The organism is Enterobacter sp. R-25, assembly GCF_049913205.1.
GTDB classification, from domain to species: Bacteria; Pseudomonadota; Gammaproteobacteria; order Enterobacterales; family Enterobacteriaceae; genus Enterobacter; species Enterobacter ludwigii.
On record NZ_CP183982.1, the window covers coordinates 513,528 to 530,930 of the forward strand.

8 protein-coding genes are annotated in these 17,403 nt (G+C 44.7%); 7 read left to right on the top strand and 1 reads right to left on the bottom strand.

Annotated features, from left to right (window positions below; all coding sequences use genetic code 11):
- Window positions 1-67 precede the first annotated feature (67 nt).
- On the bottom strand, window positions 68-958 hold the full coding sequence (locus ACN9MQ_RS02455; protein ID WP_320189626.1) for a hypothetical protein: 891 nt from the start codon (window positions 956-958) through the stop codon (window positions 68-70).
- A gap of 160 nt (window positions 959-1,118) precedes the next feature.
- On the opposite strand from ACN9MQ_RS02455, the gene ACN9MQ_RS02460 reads away from it, so the two are divergent.
- From ACN9MQ_RS02460 to drmC, 7 genes are all read left to right on the top strand, one after another.
- On the top strand, window positions 1,119-1,898 hold the full coding sequence (locus tag ACN9MQ_RS02460; RefSeq protein WP_320189627.1) for an HNH endonuclease: 780 nt from the start codon (window positions 1,119-1,121) through the stop codon (window positions 1,896-1,898).
- A gap of 459 nt (window positions 1,899-2,357) precedes the next feature.
- Window positions 2,358-3,410 (top strand): DNA cytosine methyltransferase, encoded by a 1,053-nt coding sequence (locus tag ACN9MQ_RS02465; protein WP_117095458.1) that lies wholly within the window; start codon window positions 2,358-2,360, stop codon window positions 3,408-3,410.
- Window positions 3,411-3,457: 47 nt separating this feature from the next.
- Window positions 3,458-6,598, top strand: coding sequence for a DISARM system SNF2-like helicase DrmD (gene drmD, locus ACN9MQ_RS02470; RefSeq protein ID WP_117095459.1), 3,141 nt, complete (start codon window positions 3,458-3,460; stop codon window positions 6,596-6,598).
- Window positions 6,595-10,626 carry an Eco57I restriction-modification methylase domain-containing protein gene (locus ACN9MQ_RS02475; protein ID WP_117095460.1) on the top strand — a complete coding sequence of 1,344 codons (4,032 nt, stop codon included), beginning with the start codon at window positions 6,595-6,597 and terminating at the stop codon, window positions 10,624-10,626. The genes drmD and ACN9MQ_RS02475 overlap by 4 nt, the downstream gene beginning before the upstream one ends.
- A 50-nt stretch (window positions 10,627-10,676) precedes the next feature.
- Window positions 10,677-14,675, top strand: a complete 3,999-nt coding sequence (drmA, locus tag ACN9MQ_RS02480) for a DISARM system helicase DrmA (protein WP_320189628.1) — start codon at window positions 10,677-10,679, stop codon at window positions 14,673-14,675.
- 2 nt (window positions 14,676-14,677) lie between these two features.
- Window positions 14,678-16,549: a DrmB family protein gene (drmB, locus tag ACN9MQ_RS02485; protein ID WP_426262676.1), complete on the top strand. Its 1,872-nt coding sequence runs from the start codon at window positions 14,678-14,680 to the stop codon at window positions 16,547-16,549.
- Complete coding sequence (gene drmC, locus ACN9MQ_RS02490) at window positions 16,542-17,303, top strand: DISARM system phospholipase D-like protein DrmC (RefSeq protein ID WP_012737314.1); 762 nt, start codon at window positions 16,542-16,544, stop codon at window positions 17,301-17,303. The genes drmB and drmC overlap by 8 nt, the downstream gene beginning before the upstream one ends.
- Window positions 17,304-17,403: the final 100 nt, after the last annotated feature.

The window sequence follows — 17,403 nt, forward strand, 5'->3', positions numbered from 1 at the left end:
TGCCAGGCAGTAAAAATCCTTATCTGGGTTAGTGAGAGTTGTTAGTTGAAAGGGTTAGTTGATCGCGTTACGGCGGTGCGCCGCGCTGGAGTGCGGTTTTCAACGTCTCGGGGCTCAGCGGCAGATGCATACCTTCCTCACGCGCCCAGCATTCGAAAATGTTCAGCAGTTTGTAGGGATGCTCCAGCATTTCATCGTCCAGTTGTGGGTTGTGCTTGCAGGCCAGCCACAGCAAACGGGAAAGCGCGGAAGTGATCCGCTCCTTTGATTCCGGCTGATGGCGGGTCAGGAAGGCCTCGAGATGAGTGCGGCGGATAACGAACAGTGCGTCAGGAGGCAGCGTGTCCTGCAGGTAGCAGACGGACAGACTGAGTCGGGATTTCAGGTCACTGCGGCCATTGCCATACAGCTGGCCAATCAGCAGATGTAGCTCTTCCTGGAGGTTGTTTTGCGTGGCGAGCAGTTCCAGTAAAAGCTCCCGCAACGATTTGCGGCAACAGAGCTGGTAGTAGCTGTCGTTTTCATCGCAGACCACGATGCCAATCTGGTTGCAGCAGTGGGTATCTTTGGGGCAAGGACGATTCAACGTTTTCGCCAGTTGCTGGTGGAGCAGCAGGCGCTCAAGGCCAATTAACGGCAAATTCCACAGATGGCTGGTGGTCAGTTGCAGAGTCGGGTCGCGTCTGCATGGTGGAGAGTTCGCCATCACTTTCCGGTTGCCGGGTTTGTTGCACTGCGAAGGTGGAAAGGGTGGCTTGCTGAATCGGCAGGCAAAGCGGCAAGGAGGATTGAGTGGTCTCAGAAGTACGGGGGAGGGGAAGTAGACAGAGAGTGGCAGATCGCCGTGCAGGGCATGGCGGATCAGGTCGGCGGGCAGCAACGTGATGTTGTGCTGCCGGATGACTTCTGCGGCCTCATCCAGTGTCAGCCACTCCTGGCGGATTTTGTGCGGGGGCATGGGGTTTTCCTTTTTGTGTTGTTGGTTGCGTGTAGTGCTTGTTGATGGTGAAAACCGGTGTGCGATGTTTTTGCTAAAACAACTAACCTGATCAGTTTAGTTAACGATCTTTTCAGACATAATCCGGTGATTATTTACGCTGGAAAAACAGGATGTAACATTGAATAGCTCGGAAGATGATTTGCTTGAAGCTGCGTGGTATTTGTCGAAGTACGGTAAATCTCAACCACCTGTGGGACTGGGTGTTCAGAAATGGAAAGAGGTTTTTGCCTTGTTTTATCCTCGCTTTGGAGCGGGTAAAACCGCCAGCGAGTTTCACAATAGTCTGAAAAATAGTCGTGACCGTTTTGATTCCTGGCTTAGTGATGTGCGTGTTGGCTGGCGTGACGAGCAGGGCGCTCCTGCTGCGCTTTCTCATTCAGCGCAGCGTGTGCATCAGAGATTGAGTGTGCTTTCAGAGAGTGTGATTGAGCAGCGCGTTCTTTCGTTAATATCTTCTGATAGCGATGAACAAGCGCAACGTGACTATCTTATTATTCAGCAGGATAAAAGTATTGAAGATACCGCACGCGAGCAGCTGATTGCGGCACGGCTGGGGCAGGGTACCTTTCGGAAAAATTGTCTCATGCTGTATCCGGCATGCCCTGTTACGGGAACGACGTTTGCGCCGTTGCTCCGCGCCAGCCATATAAAACCGTGGGCTGCCTGCGAGAATGGGAATGAACGTCTTGATCCTTATAATGGAATTATACTGGCCGCACATATTGATATTTTATTCGATCAGGGGTGGATTTCGTTTGAGAACGATGGGCGTTTATTAATTAGTAAGGAGCTGGATATTAGTGTTAAAAAGCAGTGTCTGTTGCAGGAGAAAATAAAGGCGTTTCCTGTTGAATCGTATTGTTATCTGGAGTGGCATCGGGAGAATTTACTTCGATGAAAGTGAATTGGAAAAATAAATTACTACTTAATTTAAAATATATTTTGAGAGTCTGTGAAATTGAGTAATGTTCCTTTAGCGATCCTATGGGAGGAATTTATGCCATCGCTCAATTTGATGAGCTAGTTTGCGTGGTTCGACTCTGAGGTACTTGTTAAAGAATCGGCGGTTTAATCTGTCGACTCTAACCTTCTCAAGAGGAGCTGCGACTCTCCTTATAGGCTGTTTTTATGAATGCACAAGCGTTTACCTAACTTACGGTTCATGAGATCATACCTACAACAGTGAAACCATGGGGCTCTTTGCTAGAATTTGTTGGATTATTGTTAAGCTTTTTGAGCTAATCTTTACCGACAAAAGAGAAGCAGTTAGCGTCTGTTTTGTTTAACTAGTTGTATTTTTTATGGTTTTTGTTGGTGTTTGTTCATTGAGCCCCCTGAAGAACGAGATGATTGTCAGATGAAAAAAGTATCTTGTGTTGATTTATTTTGTGGTGCAGGTGGGTTAACACATGGTCTTGTGCTTGAAGGAGTACCTGTTGTCGCAGGTATTGATATTGATCCTGCCTGCAAGTTCCCCTATGAGACTAATAATAAAGCAAAATTTATTGAGAAAAGCGTAAGCGATTTTACATCTTCAGACTTGAATGAGCTCTACGCTGATTCAGATGTAAGGATTCTTGCTGGCTGCGCACCTTGCCAACCGTTCTCAAGCTATGCAAGGCGTTATGAGCATGGTGGTAAGGATGGTAAATGGGGACTGTTGTACGAATTTTCTCGCTTGGCTGAGGAAACTCGCCCTGATCTGATCACTATGGAGAATGTACCTTCCGTTGCAAGACATGAGGTTTTCAGCGACTTTGTCGATACCTTAAAACGTATTGGCTATCACGTTTGGTTTAATGTCGTTGATTGCACTCACTATAACGTTCCCCAGATGCGTAAGCGCATGGTACTGCTTGCTTCTTTACACGGCGAGATAAAACTCGCCGAGTCGACGTGTACTCAGCCAATTACAGTGAGACAAGCCATAAGCGATTTGCCAGCTTTAAAAGCAGGCGAAACTAGTTCTGGGGATAAGCTACATGTGACTTCAACGTTGTCGGAAAAAAATCTGCAACGTATTAAAGCTTCAAAACCCGGTGGAACGTGGCGTGACTGGCCTGAACATTTAGTTGCTGATTGCCATCGTACAGATAGAGGAAAAACGTACTCTAGTGTCTATGGTCGAATGGAATGGGATAAACCTGCTCCGACTATGACTACTCAGTGTTATGGTTTCGGGAATGGCCGCTTTGGTCACCCAGAGCAAGATCGTGCAATCTCATTGAGAGAAGCTGCTATTCTTCAGAGTTTTCCGCAGGACTACGTATTTATCCCCGATGATAGCAATGTCAATCTTAGAGTTCTGGGCCGAATGATTGGAAATGCAGTTCCGGTAAAGCTGGGTCAGGCAATCGCTCGCAGTATAAATTCACACCTTGACGATTTGAACTTGGTCGCAACAAAGTGAAACTTTAACCAGCCTCTGGGCGTACTGAACCGGAATCTGAACATTTTATGGATATTTCGAATCAAACAAATCATCCTCAACAAATTATTCCAGAGCCAGGGCAACTTGTTGAAGTTCGTCGACGCCAATGGATCGTTGTTGAGGTTTCATCTTCCCAGTTACCACCGCCTTCGTCTCAGCAGCATCTCATAACTCTTTCATCTATTGATGAAGATGGTTTAGGAGAATTACTTGAAGTTATCTGGGAAATTGAACCTGGCGCTCAAGTAATTGAACGAGCTGGTTTACCTTCGATTACTGGCCTGGATGACTCTGACACTCTTGAGGCTTTTCTTGATGCAGTGCGTTGGGGGGCTGTCACTAAAGCTGACCATCGTAACTTCTTACAAGCACCTTTTCGTAGTGGCGTTAGCATTGAAGACTTCCAGCTTGATCCGTTGGTGCGTGCAATTGATATGGCCCGTGTCAACCTGCTTATCGCCGATGATGTTGGACTTGGTAAGACCATTGAAGCTGGGCTAATCATCCAGGAAATGTTACTTCGGCATCGAGCTCGCACAGTTTTGATTGTTTGCCCTGCGTCGCTGCAAGAGAAGTGGCGTGTTGAGATGTTAGAAAAATTCGGTCTTGAATTTCAAATCGTCGACACCGCTTATATTAAGCGATTAAGACGAGAACGTGGCATTCACGCCAATCCGTGGACATCGCATCCACGGTTAATCACTTCAATGGATTGGGCCAAAAGTGGGGAAGGGTTGCGTTCTATGCGTGACGTCCTTCCCTTAAAGCCTAGTTATCCACGAAAGTTTGACATGCTCGTCATTGATGAGGCGCACAATATAGCTCCAGTGGGGAGAGCTAACTATGCAATGGAAAGCCAGCGTACTAGGTTTATTCGTTCGATAAGCCCACATTTCCAACACCGTTTGTTTTTGACAGCAACTCCGCATAATGGCTATACCGAGTCTTTCACTTCGTTGCTTGAGTTGCTGGATGATCAACGTTTTGCCAGAAATGTACTTCCAGATGAGAAGTTGTTGAATCAGGTGATGATACGTCGCCTCAAAAGTGATCTGGTCGATTCAGCGGGCAATCCACTTTACGCTCAACGTAAGCTTAAAGCCTTATCCGTCGAATATTCGGCTCAAGAGCGTTCTATCCACAAAAAACTGGATGAATATTGCCATAGCCGGGAGCAAGGAGCAGAGAAAGCCAGCAATACTTTTGGGACGACCTTTGTCAACCAGCTGCTTAAAAAAAGACTTTTTTCTTCACCAGCAGCCTTTGCATCTACTCTTGAAAGGCACATATCAACTTTGACGCATGGCAAACGGCCTAATGATAAAAATGCCATGGCTGATCGTATCCTTCATAAAGCAATCCTTCGTTTAGAAGAAGATTACGCCGACGATCAAGAGATAGAGAATGCCCAATCTGAAGCGGTGGAAGAAGCAACACATTACACCCAACCGCTGACGAATGAACAGAAACAAATACTTGATGTATTGCGTCAATGGGCGCAAGTAGCTAAGAATCAGGTAGACTCTAAAGCCAGGGCAATACTTGATTGGATTAATACGAATCTTAAAACAAATAATCAGTGGAATGATTACCGGGTAATTCTGTTTACTGAATATCGAACGACACATCAATGGATGCATGAGATTCTGGCCAGCCACGGACTTGCTGGTGAGCGCTTAGCTGTTTTACATGGCAGCATGCCGCATGAAGAACGAGAAAAAGTTAAAGCCGCTTTCCAGACATCACCAAAGGCTTCTGCTGTTCGCATACTCCTCGCAACTGATGCCGCCTCAGAAGGTATCGACTTGCAAAACTATTGTAACTACCTTATCCATTTAGAAATTCCATATAACCCCAATGTAATGGAACAACGTAATGGTCGTATAGACCGCCACGGACAACGCCAAAAAGAAGTTGTAATTTGGCACCCAGTTGATGGTGTGGATAAGGTGAATGCTCGTATCGGTGGGCACGGTGACGATATCCTACGAGCATTACGCAAACTTGAATCAATGCGGGCTGACATGGGTAGTGTCAATCCAGTCATCGCACCTCAAATGTCAGGACTGATTGAAGGCTCTATCAAAGATTTTGATACACGTCTGGCTGAAGCCAGAATTGCAAAGACGAAACGTTTTATCAGTGTTGAGCGCGAACTAAAAGAGAGAATTGCGAAACTACATGATCGACTTCTTTCAGCCAGACAGGAGCTTCATCTCACACCTGAGCATATACAAATAGCCGTCAATACAGCTCTCATGTTAGCCGGTCGTACAACTCTTGAACCTTTTGAATTACACGATGCGCCTTCAGGTTCTGTATTCAGGATACCTGCTCTCTCAGGTACATGGGCACGTTGTCTTGAAGGACTTCGTCATCCCCATACACAGGAGATTCGTCCTGTCACTTTTGATCACAGCGTGGCGAAAGGACGTGATGATGTCGTACTCGTCCATTTAAATCACCTGTTAGTGCAGATGTGTCTACGTCTATTACGAGCAGAAATATGGGCGCGCGATGATATAAAAAAATTACATCGAATTACGGTGCGCTCAGTACCAGACATGTTACTTGAAAGCCCTGCGGTCGCTGTTGTTTCACGATTGGTGATTACTGGAGGTAATCACCATCGACTTCATGAAGAATTGACAATAGCTGGTGGCTATCTTGGCGACAAAAACTTTAGGCGCGAGGATGGTGTTAATAAACTACAGCAATGGTTTGAGCAGGCGAAACCTGTGACTACTGAATTTTCGCTTTTGGATGCCTTTCGCATGCGTTTTGAACGTGCACAAAACAGTATTCTCCAGTCCGTTGAAGCTAGATCAAAAGATCGCCTGCAATATCTGACTAATACCCTTCAGACCCGTAAAGAGCGTGAATTGTCTGATATCAATAACATACTCAATGAACTTGAAATAACTATCAAAACTGAGTTAGCTAAAGATCAACAACCTATGCAGTTTTCATTGTTTTCAGAAGATGAACGCGCTCAAGTCAAGCGTGATAATGCAGCGCTGGAAGCCCGTCTCGCTCGCATTCCCGCTGAGCGTGAACAGGAAGTACAAACAATCGAACTTCGCTATACCAACATTGATGATCGCACATTCCCTGTCGCCGTCATTTTTCTCGTCCCAGAATCTACTATTCAAGGAGGCGCAGCATGAGTTTAACTAACACTCACGCCGAATGGCTTTCTCTGGTAGATATTTCGGGACCTTTTCTCGCTATCCCGGTACTAACGCATACATTTCCTCAGGGACTAGAGGAGCTTAGTAGCTTCAAGCGTAGACGGCTGCGTCAAGCCTATGACGAATGGCGGGAGGCATTAGAACTGGAAGATCCTCAGCTAGAAGATTTGCACTCTGCATGGATAGACGAAGTGCTGTCACGAGTGTTGGAATTTGATGATGATGGTAAAGGTGATGTGCTGAAACGTGAAGAGTGGTGTAGAAGCCACTTGAAATCAGTATTGCCAGATCAGGGAGTGGTTGAATATCCCGATTTGGCAGTTGTTGATGAACAGCAAGATAACAAGCCATTGTTACTCATACATACCTATAAACCAAATGTAGAACTAGAATCAACAGTAAAATATGAGGGATGGATAACCACCCCGGCAGATCGTATGGTTCAGTTATGTCGCTCACTTGGTTGCCGTCTCGGATTGCTAACCAACGGCGAATGCTGGATGTTAGTAGATGCACCAGTGGGTGCTGTAACGTCTTTCTCAAGCTGGTACGCACGTCTTTGGAGTCAAGAGCCAATCACACTGCAAGCATTCGTGCATTTACTAGGAATCCGCCGTTTCTTCGTTGATGAGTCTGAGCAGCTACCTGCATTGTTTGATGCTTCGCTGAAGTACCAGGATGAAGTGACTGACGCTTTAGGTGAACAAGTTTGCCGTGCTGTAGAAGTGTTAATTCAGTCGCTGGACAAAGCCGATCAGGATCGAAATCGTGAATTATTGCACGATGTCAATGAAACAGAGCTCTATGAAGCTGCGTTGGCAGTGATGATGCGATTGGTATTCCTGCTCTCAGCTGAGGAACAGGGCCTACTGCTCTTAGGTGACGAATGCTATGAGTCTAATTACGCAATTTCCACTTTGCGTATGCAACTACGGCAAGAACCTTCAGAGCTCCTTGAGCGACGTTGGGATGCCTGGACACGATTGCTTTCTACCTTCCGTGCGGTTTATGGCGGGGTGGAGCATGAAGAGCTGCGCCTACCGGCGTTAGGGAGTTCATTGTTTGATCCTGACCATTTTCCTTTTCTTGAAGGAAGAACTAAAGGCTCAAACTGGAAAATCGATACAGCTGTACCCTTACCAATAAATAATCGAACGGTTCTCCTATTACTGGAATCTATCCAACTATTTCAGGGGCGTACTCTTTCTTACCGCGCATTAGACGTTGAGCAGATCGGCTATGTCTATGAAGGTTTACTGGAACGTACTGTCAAACGTGCCGCTGAAGTGACGTTAGAACTGAATGCTACCAAAAAAGCTCAATCGCCTTGGGTTACGTTAGCTGAACTAGATTCAGTAAGTATGGACGGTACTGAGCAGCTGATTGAGCTACTGCATGAACGTTCTGGTAGTTCGATCAGTAAGATACGTAATGATCTATCCAAACTAATTGATGATAGTCTGATTGAACGCCTCTTGATTACCTGTCAGGGGGATACCAAATTACGTGATCGAATTAAACCTTATGTACATTTGCTTCGTACAGATCCTTGGGGCTATCCGCTGGTTTATCCAGCAGGATCTTTTATTGTAACTAGTGGTTCCAATCGTCGTGAAACAGGTACTCATTACACACCTAAGTCACTTACCGAGGCGATTGTTGCTGAAACACTAACACCACTGACTTATATTGGCCCAACAGAGGGTATTCCACGTGAAAAGTGGCAACTAAAATCCTCTTCTGAACTACTCACTCTCAAGATTTGTGATCCTGCAATGGGTTCGGGAGCCTTTTTAGTTCAAACTTGCCGCTGGCTGGCCGATCGACTTGTTGAATCTTGGACTTTAGCTGAAGAGTCAGGAAAAAAAATCAGTGTTGATGGCTACATTCTAGGTACTTCGAGTACTCAAGAATATCTACCACATGATACAGACGCTCGAATAGTTATTGCTCGTCGGTTAATTGCCGAACGCTGTCTTTACGGTGTTGACTTAAATCCATTGGCTGTTGAGCTAGCTAAACTTTCCATTTGGTTGGTAACACTCGCTAAAGATCGACCATTTGGTTTTCTTGAGCACAATTTACGGTGTGGTGACAGCTTACTTGGTATTGAACGAATAGATCAGCTTACCCAGTTTTCGATGAATCCTACAGCCCAAGGACAAAAGCATCTTTTTAGCGACGAAATTGAATGTGCGGTAGATGAAGCAGTTGTGCTACGTCAGCAGTTGCGCAAAATGACAATTCGCGACATACATGATGTGGAATCAATGGGAGAATTGAACTCGCTTGCAGAAGTTAGGCTGAAAATAACTAGATGTATTGCAGATGCGTATATCGGAGAAGTCCTTATGGCGCAAGGCAATGGTACGGCTCTCGAAAAGGCTTTAGCTCATCTTTCCATTCAAGTTAGAGATGTCATACAAGGCAATACAGAACAACTTGAGTTGATAAAACAAAGAGCACTCACAGCTTTGTCTTTTGAACTATCCGTAGGAAAAGCTTCTCGGAGACCTTTCCATTGGCCGTTAGAATTTCCGGAGGTATTTAGTCTTGATGGTGGTTTTGATTGTATTGTCGGAAATCCACCATTCCTGGGCGGGCAAAAAATTACAGGTGCCATGGGCGATTGTTATCGCGAATATTTGGTAAATACAATCGCATGTGGTAAGCGAGGTTCTGCTGACTTAGTTGCGTACTTTTTTATTAAAGCCAATGCTTTACTTTGCTCTAGTGGTTTCTTTGGATTGATAGCGGTTAATACGATATCAGAAGGGAACACTAGAGAAATTGGACTTGATTCGATACTTCGTTGTGGTTCGGTGATATATAGGGCAAACCCAAACCTAGTATGGCCTGGAAAAGCAAATGTAGTCACAAGTAGTGTTTTTGTTTCTAAATCAAATTGGAATGCTCCTTTTTATATCTCAGGTCAACAAGTTCCTGTAATTAGTTCCGCGCTAACACAACGGGAAAACTGGCAACCCGTTAAGTTAAAAGACAGTTGTGGTCTTGTATTTCAAGGGGTTATTACGCTTGGTGATGGATTTTTGATAGATAACGATACCTATGAAAAATGGGTGGACGAAAATGATGAATCCTGCAAAGTAGTATTCGATTATTTGATTGGTAAAGAAGTCAATCAGTCACCAAGGCACCTGCCCGCACGGAAAGTGATCAATTTTTTTGACTGGAGTATGGATACTAGCTCTAAATTCACAAGTGCTTTTAACTATGTAATAGATCATGTTAAAGAAAATAGAGAAAATGATAAAGATAAAGGAGCAAGGGAGGCTTGGTGGCGATTTCTTCGGCCGCGGCCTGAACTTTTTCATCTTCTTGGACGAGGAGGTTCTTTTGAAAAACATCCGAAAGGATGGGATAAGGACAAAAAAGCACTTGACCGTGTAATTGTTTTTGCAACTGGCGCGACAAAATACCCCTGCTTCACGTTAGTCCCAAACACTTATATTTATGCACATTCTCTATGTGTAATTGCCAGTGACAGCTATTCATTATTTTCGTGTTTATCATCAGATATCCATGGAATATGGGCGTTCGAGCATGGTTCACGGTTGCATGAACGTCTTAGATATACCCATGGAGATATCTTTGAAACATTCCCTTTGCCAGGTGAGAAAAATCATGAAATATTATCAAATCTTGGGGCAGAGTTTTTCGAAGAAAGGGCGGAATATATGGTGAATAAAAATGTTGGTATGACCAAGTTTTACAACGAATTCCATAATCCGGCGATAAATTCACCATCACTCAGCAAATTACGTGAATTGCAGGTGAGTATAAACCATGCTGTGCTGCGTGCGTATGGTTTTGATGATATAGATTTAAATCATGATTTTCATGAGGTTGCATACCTTCCTGAAGGAAAGAATATTCGTTACACGATTTGTGAGTCTGCACGGGAAAAATTACTCTATCGGTTGGCCTCATTGAATAAAATTCGTTATGAAGAAGGGCAGAAAGGTGGGATTAACGATCTCTAGCCTATTAATAATCAAAATTGCATCAAGGTAGTTTTGGGTAAGGAGTCTATATGACAGAGAACAATAAGCTAGCTGTATCACCTAATGCATGGTTCGCTATTGATCGTGGCCAATCTAAAAATCCTACTTTGGCCCTTCATACAGTACAGCTAAAAAGTGAACAAGCTCTCAAGCACGGTATTGCTGATAGCGATTGGGTCGTCGTCTTTGACACTACAGGTCATATCACGCGAATCGGACGTATTCTGCGCATTCGCTCTGATCTCGAAACTACCACCTTATGTTTCGACCGAATTTTGCAGGTTGAACCACTCATTCCCGTTGGCATGACTTCACTTACTCTGCCTGCAAAAGGAAGCTTTGGCAGAATTCAGTGGAAAGAATTCATTGAAATGCTTCCAAATACACTAAATACAAGCATTGCTGAAATACCAACGATCGAAGATCAAACTTACATTCGCGAATTACTGCAATTAGCAGTTATGGATGATTTACTCGGGCCGGCAGCTGGCCCTAATGAGCTTATCGTCGATATGGGCGTAAGGGATCGCTATCTTGTGGGTAAGCTTGCTCCACGTGAAGCAGCCGAGTGCAGCTCTGAGTTTCCAGTGGATCCAGAGAATGCTGATGATGATGTTGGTGACCAAATAGTTAAGTCTCAGACAACAAAAGTGCATTCTCCAAAAGTGTCTGGCCGAGGAGAACCCGATGTCCCGGAAGAAATTGATGCCGCCAGCAACCAATCATTGGTACCAAGTAGTCTGGGAATGACTTTTTGTGTCGATGGCGATATTGATCAAATAGAACTAGAAGTTCGTTGGGGACGTTATGAGCGTAGCAATGACCATGAGATCTATCGAATCCGCAAGAACAAGGAGACTGGGGTCGAAGAACAGACCAAAGTCAAAGCTTGGCAGCGTTTTCCTAGTGGCGGGAAGATAACATTATCACTAGTAGAGGGGGCTATTTCCCCTCAATCTTTAGATAGTTCATCTCCTGAAGTACTAATACAGGGCACCATTCGCCCCAAGAATGAAAATGGTGATCGTCTGGTCACTATATTTCTTGTAAATACTCAGAAAGAGCCAGAAACCAACCGAGATGCAGCATGGGTATTCCAACCAGAAATCATTGCTCGCCCAGTGAAGGACGCAGTCGAAAGATCTATTTTTAGGCGCAAGCCAGTTTTGGATTGTGACGGTATGGATCCTGAACGCGAAGCGCTGGAAATGATTTACCGTAACCATGTTGAATTTGCAGTCGGGCATGGTGTTGCAGTACATGCTGAACCTGCAGATAACACTGAACTTGCGACTGAAATTCGTACAACTGTCATGCCACAGTATGAAGTTCAGAGAACAGAGACCCCCGGCCTTGATCCATCAGATCGTCCGGCGATGCAAGGAATGGTCAAAAGTGGTTTACTTGACATGCAGAAACTGGCCACTTTGGAGGTGGAACCACTGATCGATGCATTGAATGTACTAACCAAGGACTATCTGGATTGGATTAGTGAACAACGTGCCAGTGTAGGTATTAAAATTACAGGTTTTGAAACCCAATCTCAGATCGCAATGGATCGTTGTAAGGAGATCCATTCTCGCCTGCAAAAGGGTATTGATACACTTAAGCTTAATGAAAAAGCGCTGGCAGCATTTCGTTTCGCCAACAAAGCAATGGCAACGCAGCGAGTACGAAGTTTATACGCGTTGGCTAAACGCCGTGGTGAAGATACGACTATCGAATCATTTGATATTGAAAAGAATCGTAGCTGGCGTCCTTTTCAGTTGGCATTCTTGTTGCTCTCTATACCTTCGTTGGCAGACCCAAACCATTCCGATCGTGTGCAGCCTGTAAATGCATATGCTGATCTTTTATGGTTCCCCACGGGTGGTGGTAAAACTGAAGCTTATTTAGGCGTTGCGGCTTTTACAATGGCCATACGCCGCATGCAGGGTAATTTGGGGGGGTATGATAGTTCGCGCGGTTTGGCGGTAATAATGCGATATACATTGCGCCTGCTAACATTACAACAATTCCAGCGTGCGACAGCCTTAATTTGTGCTATGGAAGTTTTGCGGCGAGAAGCACTCAATAATGGCGACGTGTCTCTCGGATTAGAACCATTTACTATTGGTCTTTGGGTTGGCAACAAAGTAACGCCTGGTTCGACTGAAGAGAGTCATCGAGCTATTGAAGATGCCCGTAATCCGGGAAAAAACCATGCGGGAACGGCCTCTCCTGCACAATTAACTAGTTGTCCATGGTGTGGTTCATCAATTATCCCCGGACAGGATGTTGAAGTTAAAAAGGATAAATTGGGGGGAAGGACGTTTGTTTTTTGCGGTGATAAAAAGGGGCGTTGTGACTTTTCCAAAGGAAAATCAAGTAAACAAGCCCATCCAGGATTGCCTGTATTAGTAGTGGATGAAGAGATCTATCATCGCCCTCCCACAATGATGATTGCTACTGTAGATAAGTTTGCCATGATGGCATGGCGTGGCCAGGTGAGAACGCTTTTCGGCCGTGTAGGATTGGAATGTGAACGACATGGTTTGCTCTGGCAGGGGGCTAGCTGCACAGGAAATCATCCCGCAGCCAAAGGACAACCTTCAACTAAAGTTAAGGTTATCAATCCAATACGACCACCGGACCTTATCATTCAGGATGAATTCCACTTAATTAGTGGACCTTTGGGCACTATGGTTGGATTGTATGAGACTGCTGTTGATGAATTATGTAGTTGGAATCTTGACGGGAAGTCGGTCAGACCAAAGATCATTGCTTCAACTGCAACAGTCCGTAAAGCTAAGGAACAGGTAAATAATGTTTTTATGCGCCAAGTGGCAGTATTTCCACCACATGGGATAGACGTTGAGGATAACTTTTTCTCAGTACAACGACCTATAAAAGAAAAGTATGGACGTCGTTATCTTGGGGTATGCTCGCCTGGCAGTTCAAGGCCAGCAATGCTGATCCGTGTTTACACTGCATTCCTGACCGCAGCACAGGAATTATTCAACCACTTTGGTGAGCCTGCTGACCCTTATATGACAATGGTTGGCTATTTCAACTCGCTACGCGAATTAGGCGGGATGAAGCGACTTGCAGAGGATGACGTACAAACACGTTCTTACCGGGTGCGAATGAGCATGGTGGAAAGACCGGCATTGGCACAACGTAGTATAAGTAATATTCGTGAATTAACTTCCCGAGTATCCAGTCAGGATATCCCTAAATATCTTGATAATTTAGAGGTTAAGTTTAAATCTGAATTTGATACTACTACTGGTAAGTATGTGACTAAATGGCAGGAGGGGGATACTCGGGCTATAGATATCGTCCTTGCTACTAATATGTTGTCTGTCGGCGTCGATGTTAACCGACTTGGTCTTATGGCAGTAAATGGTCAGCCTAAAGGAACGGCCGAATATATCCAGGCTACCAGTCGTGTAGGGCGTTCATTTCCTGGTTTAGTTTGTACCGTACTAACTTGGGCTCGTCCAAGAGACCTTTCTCATTACGAAACATTCGAACATTACCATGCCACCTTCTACAAGCATGTAGAGGCCCAATCTGTTACTCCTTTTTCTCCTCGAGCGATGGACCGTGGTTTAACAGGTGCGTTATTAAGTCTTGTTCGTCTGGAAAACGACGAATTCAGTCCTAACGATGGGGCTGGTAAGTTGAATATGTCTAATCAAGCCGAGATCAGTAATGCGATTAAAGCACTGGCGAATCGCGCTGGCAATGTTGCAGAAGATAATTCTCGCAAAAAATTGGCAGAGAATGAACTGAAAGAACGTGCCGACGAATGGGCAAAAAAAGCGTCAATGGGCGGACGGATTCTTGCATATGAAAAGCGCGGGCCTGAAAAAGATAAGACTGTCAGCTTATTAGACTCTCCAGGCCTGAAGCCTTGGGACAACTGGACAGTGCCTATGTCAATGCGAGAAGTTGAACCAGGTGTGAGACTTATAATGAACACCAACCATATAGCGGACGATCACGATTGGAAGCCTCGTCCCGCAACTAAGGATGAGGACTGATTATGAACATTAATGAGAAAACACCCGTTGGTGAAGTTCGCCCGAGCCAATTGCTTTGGACATATGGTCCTGGAGCCCTCATTGATTTGCCCAACTTGTCAGTTGTAACACTTGGGATCGACAGGTGGGAAAAGAACCGTTGTCAGCCAATTCAGGAAACCCGGTTACTAGCTGCCGTTAGAAAGGTATTAGGTGATCAGGTTGAAAGCTTGCGAATGCCACCATTTCAAAAAAGCGAAGTCACAGATATGTGGTCTGCTGAAGCAAATATAGGGGTACCTGTACGTCCTTTCCCTAGATGGTTGCGATGCGTTAAATGTGGGTTACTTTCACCTTACGATGCCGGGCTTTTCGAAATAAAAGAAAATCGATTTAGGCCTGCACGAACTCGCTTTGTTCATAAAGACTGCCGGGGTTCTAAGGGCGATCAACCTGCAAGGGATGCTGATGCAGTTCCAGCCCGTTTTCTCTTGGCTTGCCGTGATGGCCATCTTGATGATTTTCCGTGGCACTATTTTGTTCATGGTGGTAACAATCCATGCAAAGGAACGCTGCGATTTTTTGAAAGTGGCGCTTCATTGCAGACAGAAAATCTTTGGGTAAAATGCGATTCCTGTGAATTATCAAGAAGTATGGCGCATGCATTTGGTAAGGCCGGTAAAGAAAATCTTCCCGCATGTAGAGGACGTCATCCTCATCTGGACTACTTTGATGCTGAATGTGACGAAGAACCTCGTGCAGTACTGCTTGGGGCTACGAATAGCTGGTTTCCTGTAACGCTATCAGCACTAGCGATCCCATTATCAAATGTTACTCCATTACATCAGATAATCATTGATTACTGGGATGATTTTTCTGATGTAGAAGATCTTTCTGAACTTAAAGGGATACTAAAAATCCTCAACAAACGTGGTGAAGCTCAAGGTATTGAAAAGCATGCTGCAGAGGAAATATGGTCTGCAATTGAAACTCATCGCTCACAAGATGGCGAGGATTTTGTCGGTGAGGCTGATATTAAAGATCCTGAATGGAATGTACTAATAGAACCTACTCCCCCCACTGATTATCCTCATTTTATGAGTAAAAAAACCCGTACTCCTACGCGGTTTGCGCCATATATTGAGCGAGTTTTACTCTTAGAACGATTACGTGAGGTTAATGCTTTACTTGGTTTTACCCGGGTCGAGGCTCCTGAAGAATCTGAAGATCTCAACGAAAGACCGCAAATGGCCAGCCTGTCACGGAGCAAACCTGATTGGGTACCCGCCAATCAGGTCCATGGTGAAGGGATATTCCTGCAGTTCAATGAACAAGCGCTTGTGGCATGGGAATCTCTGGACGCTGTAAAACAATCGGACAAAATGCTTCGCGGTGGGCATACAGGTTGGAGAAATGCTCGTCACTTGGATCCAGAAGAAGGTTATCCCGGCATTCGCTATGCTATGTTGCATACACTTTCCCATTTACTGATTCGAGAATTGGCTCTGGAATGTGGATATAATGCCGCGAGTATTCGTGAGCGTATCTATGCAAATACAACCAATGGTACTCCTCAGGCGGGTATCCTTATTTATACCGCTGCCGCTGATTCAGACGGTACTTTAGGGGGACTGGTTGATCTTGGCAAACCAGAAAATCTTGGACGTTTACTTGAACAAGCATTAAATCGCTCAAGGATCTGCTCATCAGACCCATTATGTTCAGAGCATGATCCAGAGAAGGATCGTTCGCTGCATGGAGCTGCTTGCCATGCCTGTAGCTTAGTTGCAGAAACCTCTTGCGAGAAAGGGAATCGCTATTTAGATAGAGCCCTGCTTGTACCAACACTGGAGCATACTGAAGCAGCTTTCTTCAAGGATTTATTAAATGGATGATCTTCTGGACGCTATTACAGCGCTGAGCTCTCTAATATCATCTGAAAAAATAAGAGCTATCGCTGAAAATATTAGCCATATTGATGATAATAAATCTATGGCCACATTATACAATGTGGTCAATACTCCAATAGCTGTAACAATAGTCAAACAACTCACTATGGCCTGGCAAAAAACGTCTGTCAGTTCTAGTGAGTTGGCTGCAATGCTCCTTACTGCCAGCCATGTCTATTCAAAAGCCACTTCAGAGCAATCTACCGAGTTAGTGTGGACGGGCCCCACAACACCATTTGTTTCAGCACGTCGTACTGAACAGGCTTTGCTTCAAGTTATTAGTACCGCTGAGCGCACTCTGTTTATAACCAGCTTCGTCGCTTATGATGTTTCAACGATAGTGAAAGCATTAAATGCTGCAAATGAACGCGGAGTTATGATCTCAATTTTACTTGAATTATCACAAGAGAAAGGTGGTAGTTTAAATTTTGATACCATTGAGAAGATGAGAATACAGGTCCCTTCAGCCAAACTTTATGTATGGAATAATAAAGATAATGAATATTATGGCGGATGTGTTCATGCAAAAGTTGCTGTTGCTGATGCTCGGGAGTGCTTCATCACTAGTGCAAACCTTACTGGGTATGCTATGGAAAAAAATATTGAAGCTGGGGTGCTTATTTCTGGCGGAAGTATTCCAAGGCAACTTAATGAGCATCTTTTTTCCCTTATTAAAACTAAAATTATCTGCTTGGTTTGATAATGCTACCTCAATGGCTTCGGTAACTTATTAAGAGAATGAGGTTCACATAGTCGTTTTCAAATGATGACTTTCCAGAGATGGGAGGGCTGAGAGTGAA

Coding starts and splice junctions, on each gene's coding strand:
- drmC (WP_012737314.1), top strand. CDS start 16,542: ATGGATGATCTTCTGGACGCTATTACAGCGCTGAGCTCTCTAATATCA.
- ACN9MQ_RS02465 (WP_117095458.1), top strand. CDS start 2,358: ATGAAAAAAGTATCTTGTGTTGATTTATTTTGTGGTGCAGGTGGGTTA.
- ACN9MQ_RS02455 (WP_320189626.1), bottom strand. CDS start 958: ATGCCCCCGCACAAAATCCGCCAGGAGTGGCTGACACTGGATGAGGCC.
- ACN9MQ_RS02475 (WP_117095460.1), top strand. CDS start 6,595: ATGAGTTTAACTAACACTCACGCCGAATGGCTTTCTCTGGTAGATATT.
- drmB (WP_426262676.1), top strand. CDS start 14,678: ATGAACATTAATGAGAAAACACCCGTTGGTGAAGTTCGCCCGAGCCAA.
- drmA (WP_320189628.1), top strand. CDS start 10,677: ATGACAGAGAACAATAAGCTAGCTGTATCACCTAATGCATGGTTCGCT.
- drmD (WP_117095459.1), top strand. CDS start 3,458: ATGGATATTTCGAATCAAACAAATCATCCTCAACAAATTATTCCAGAG.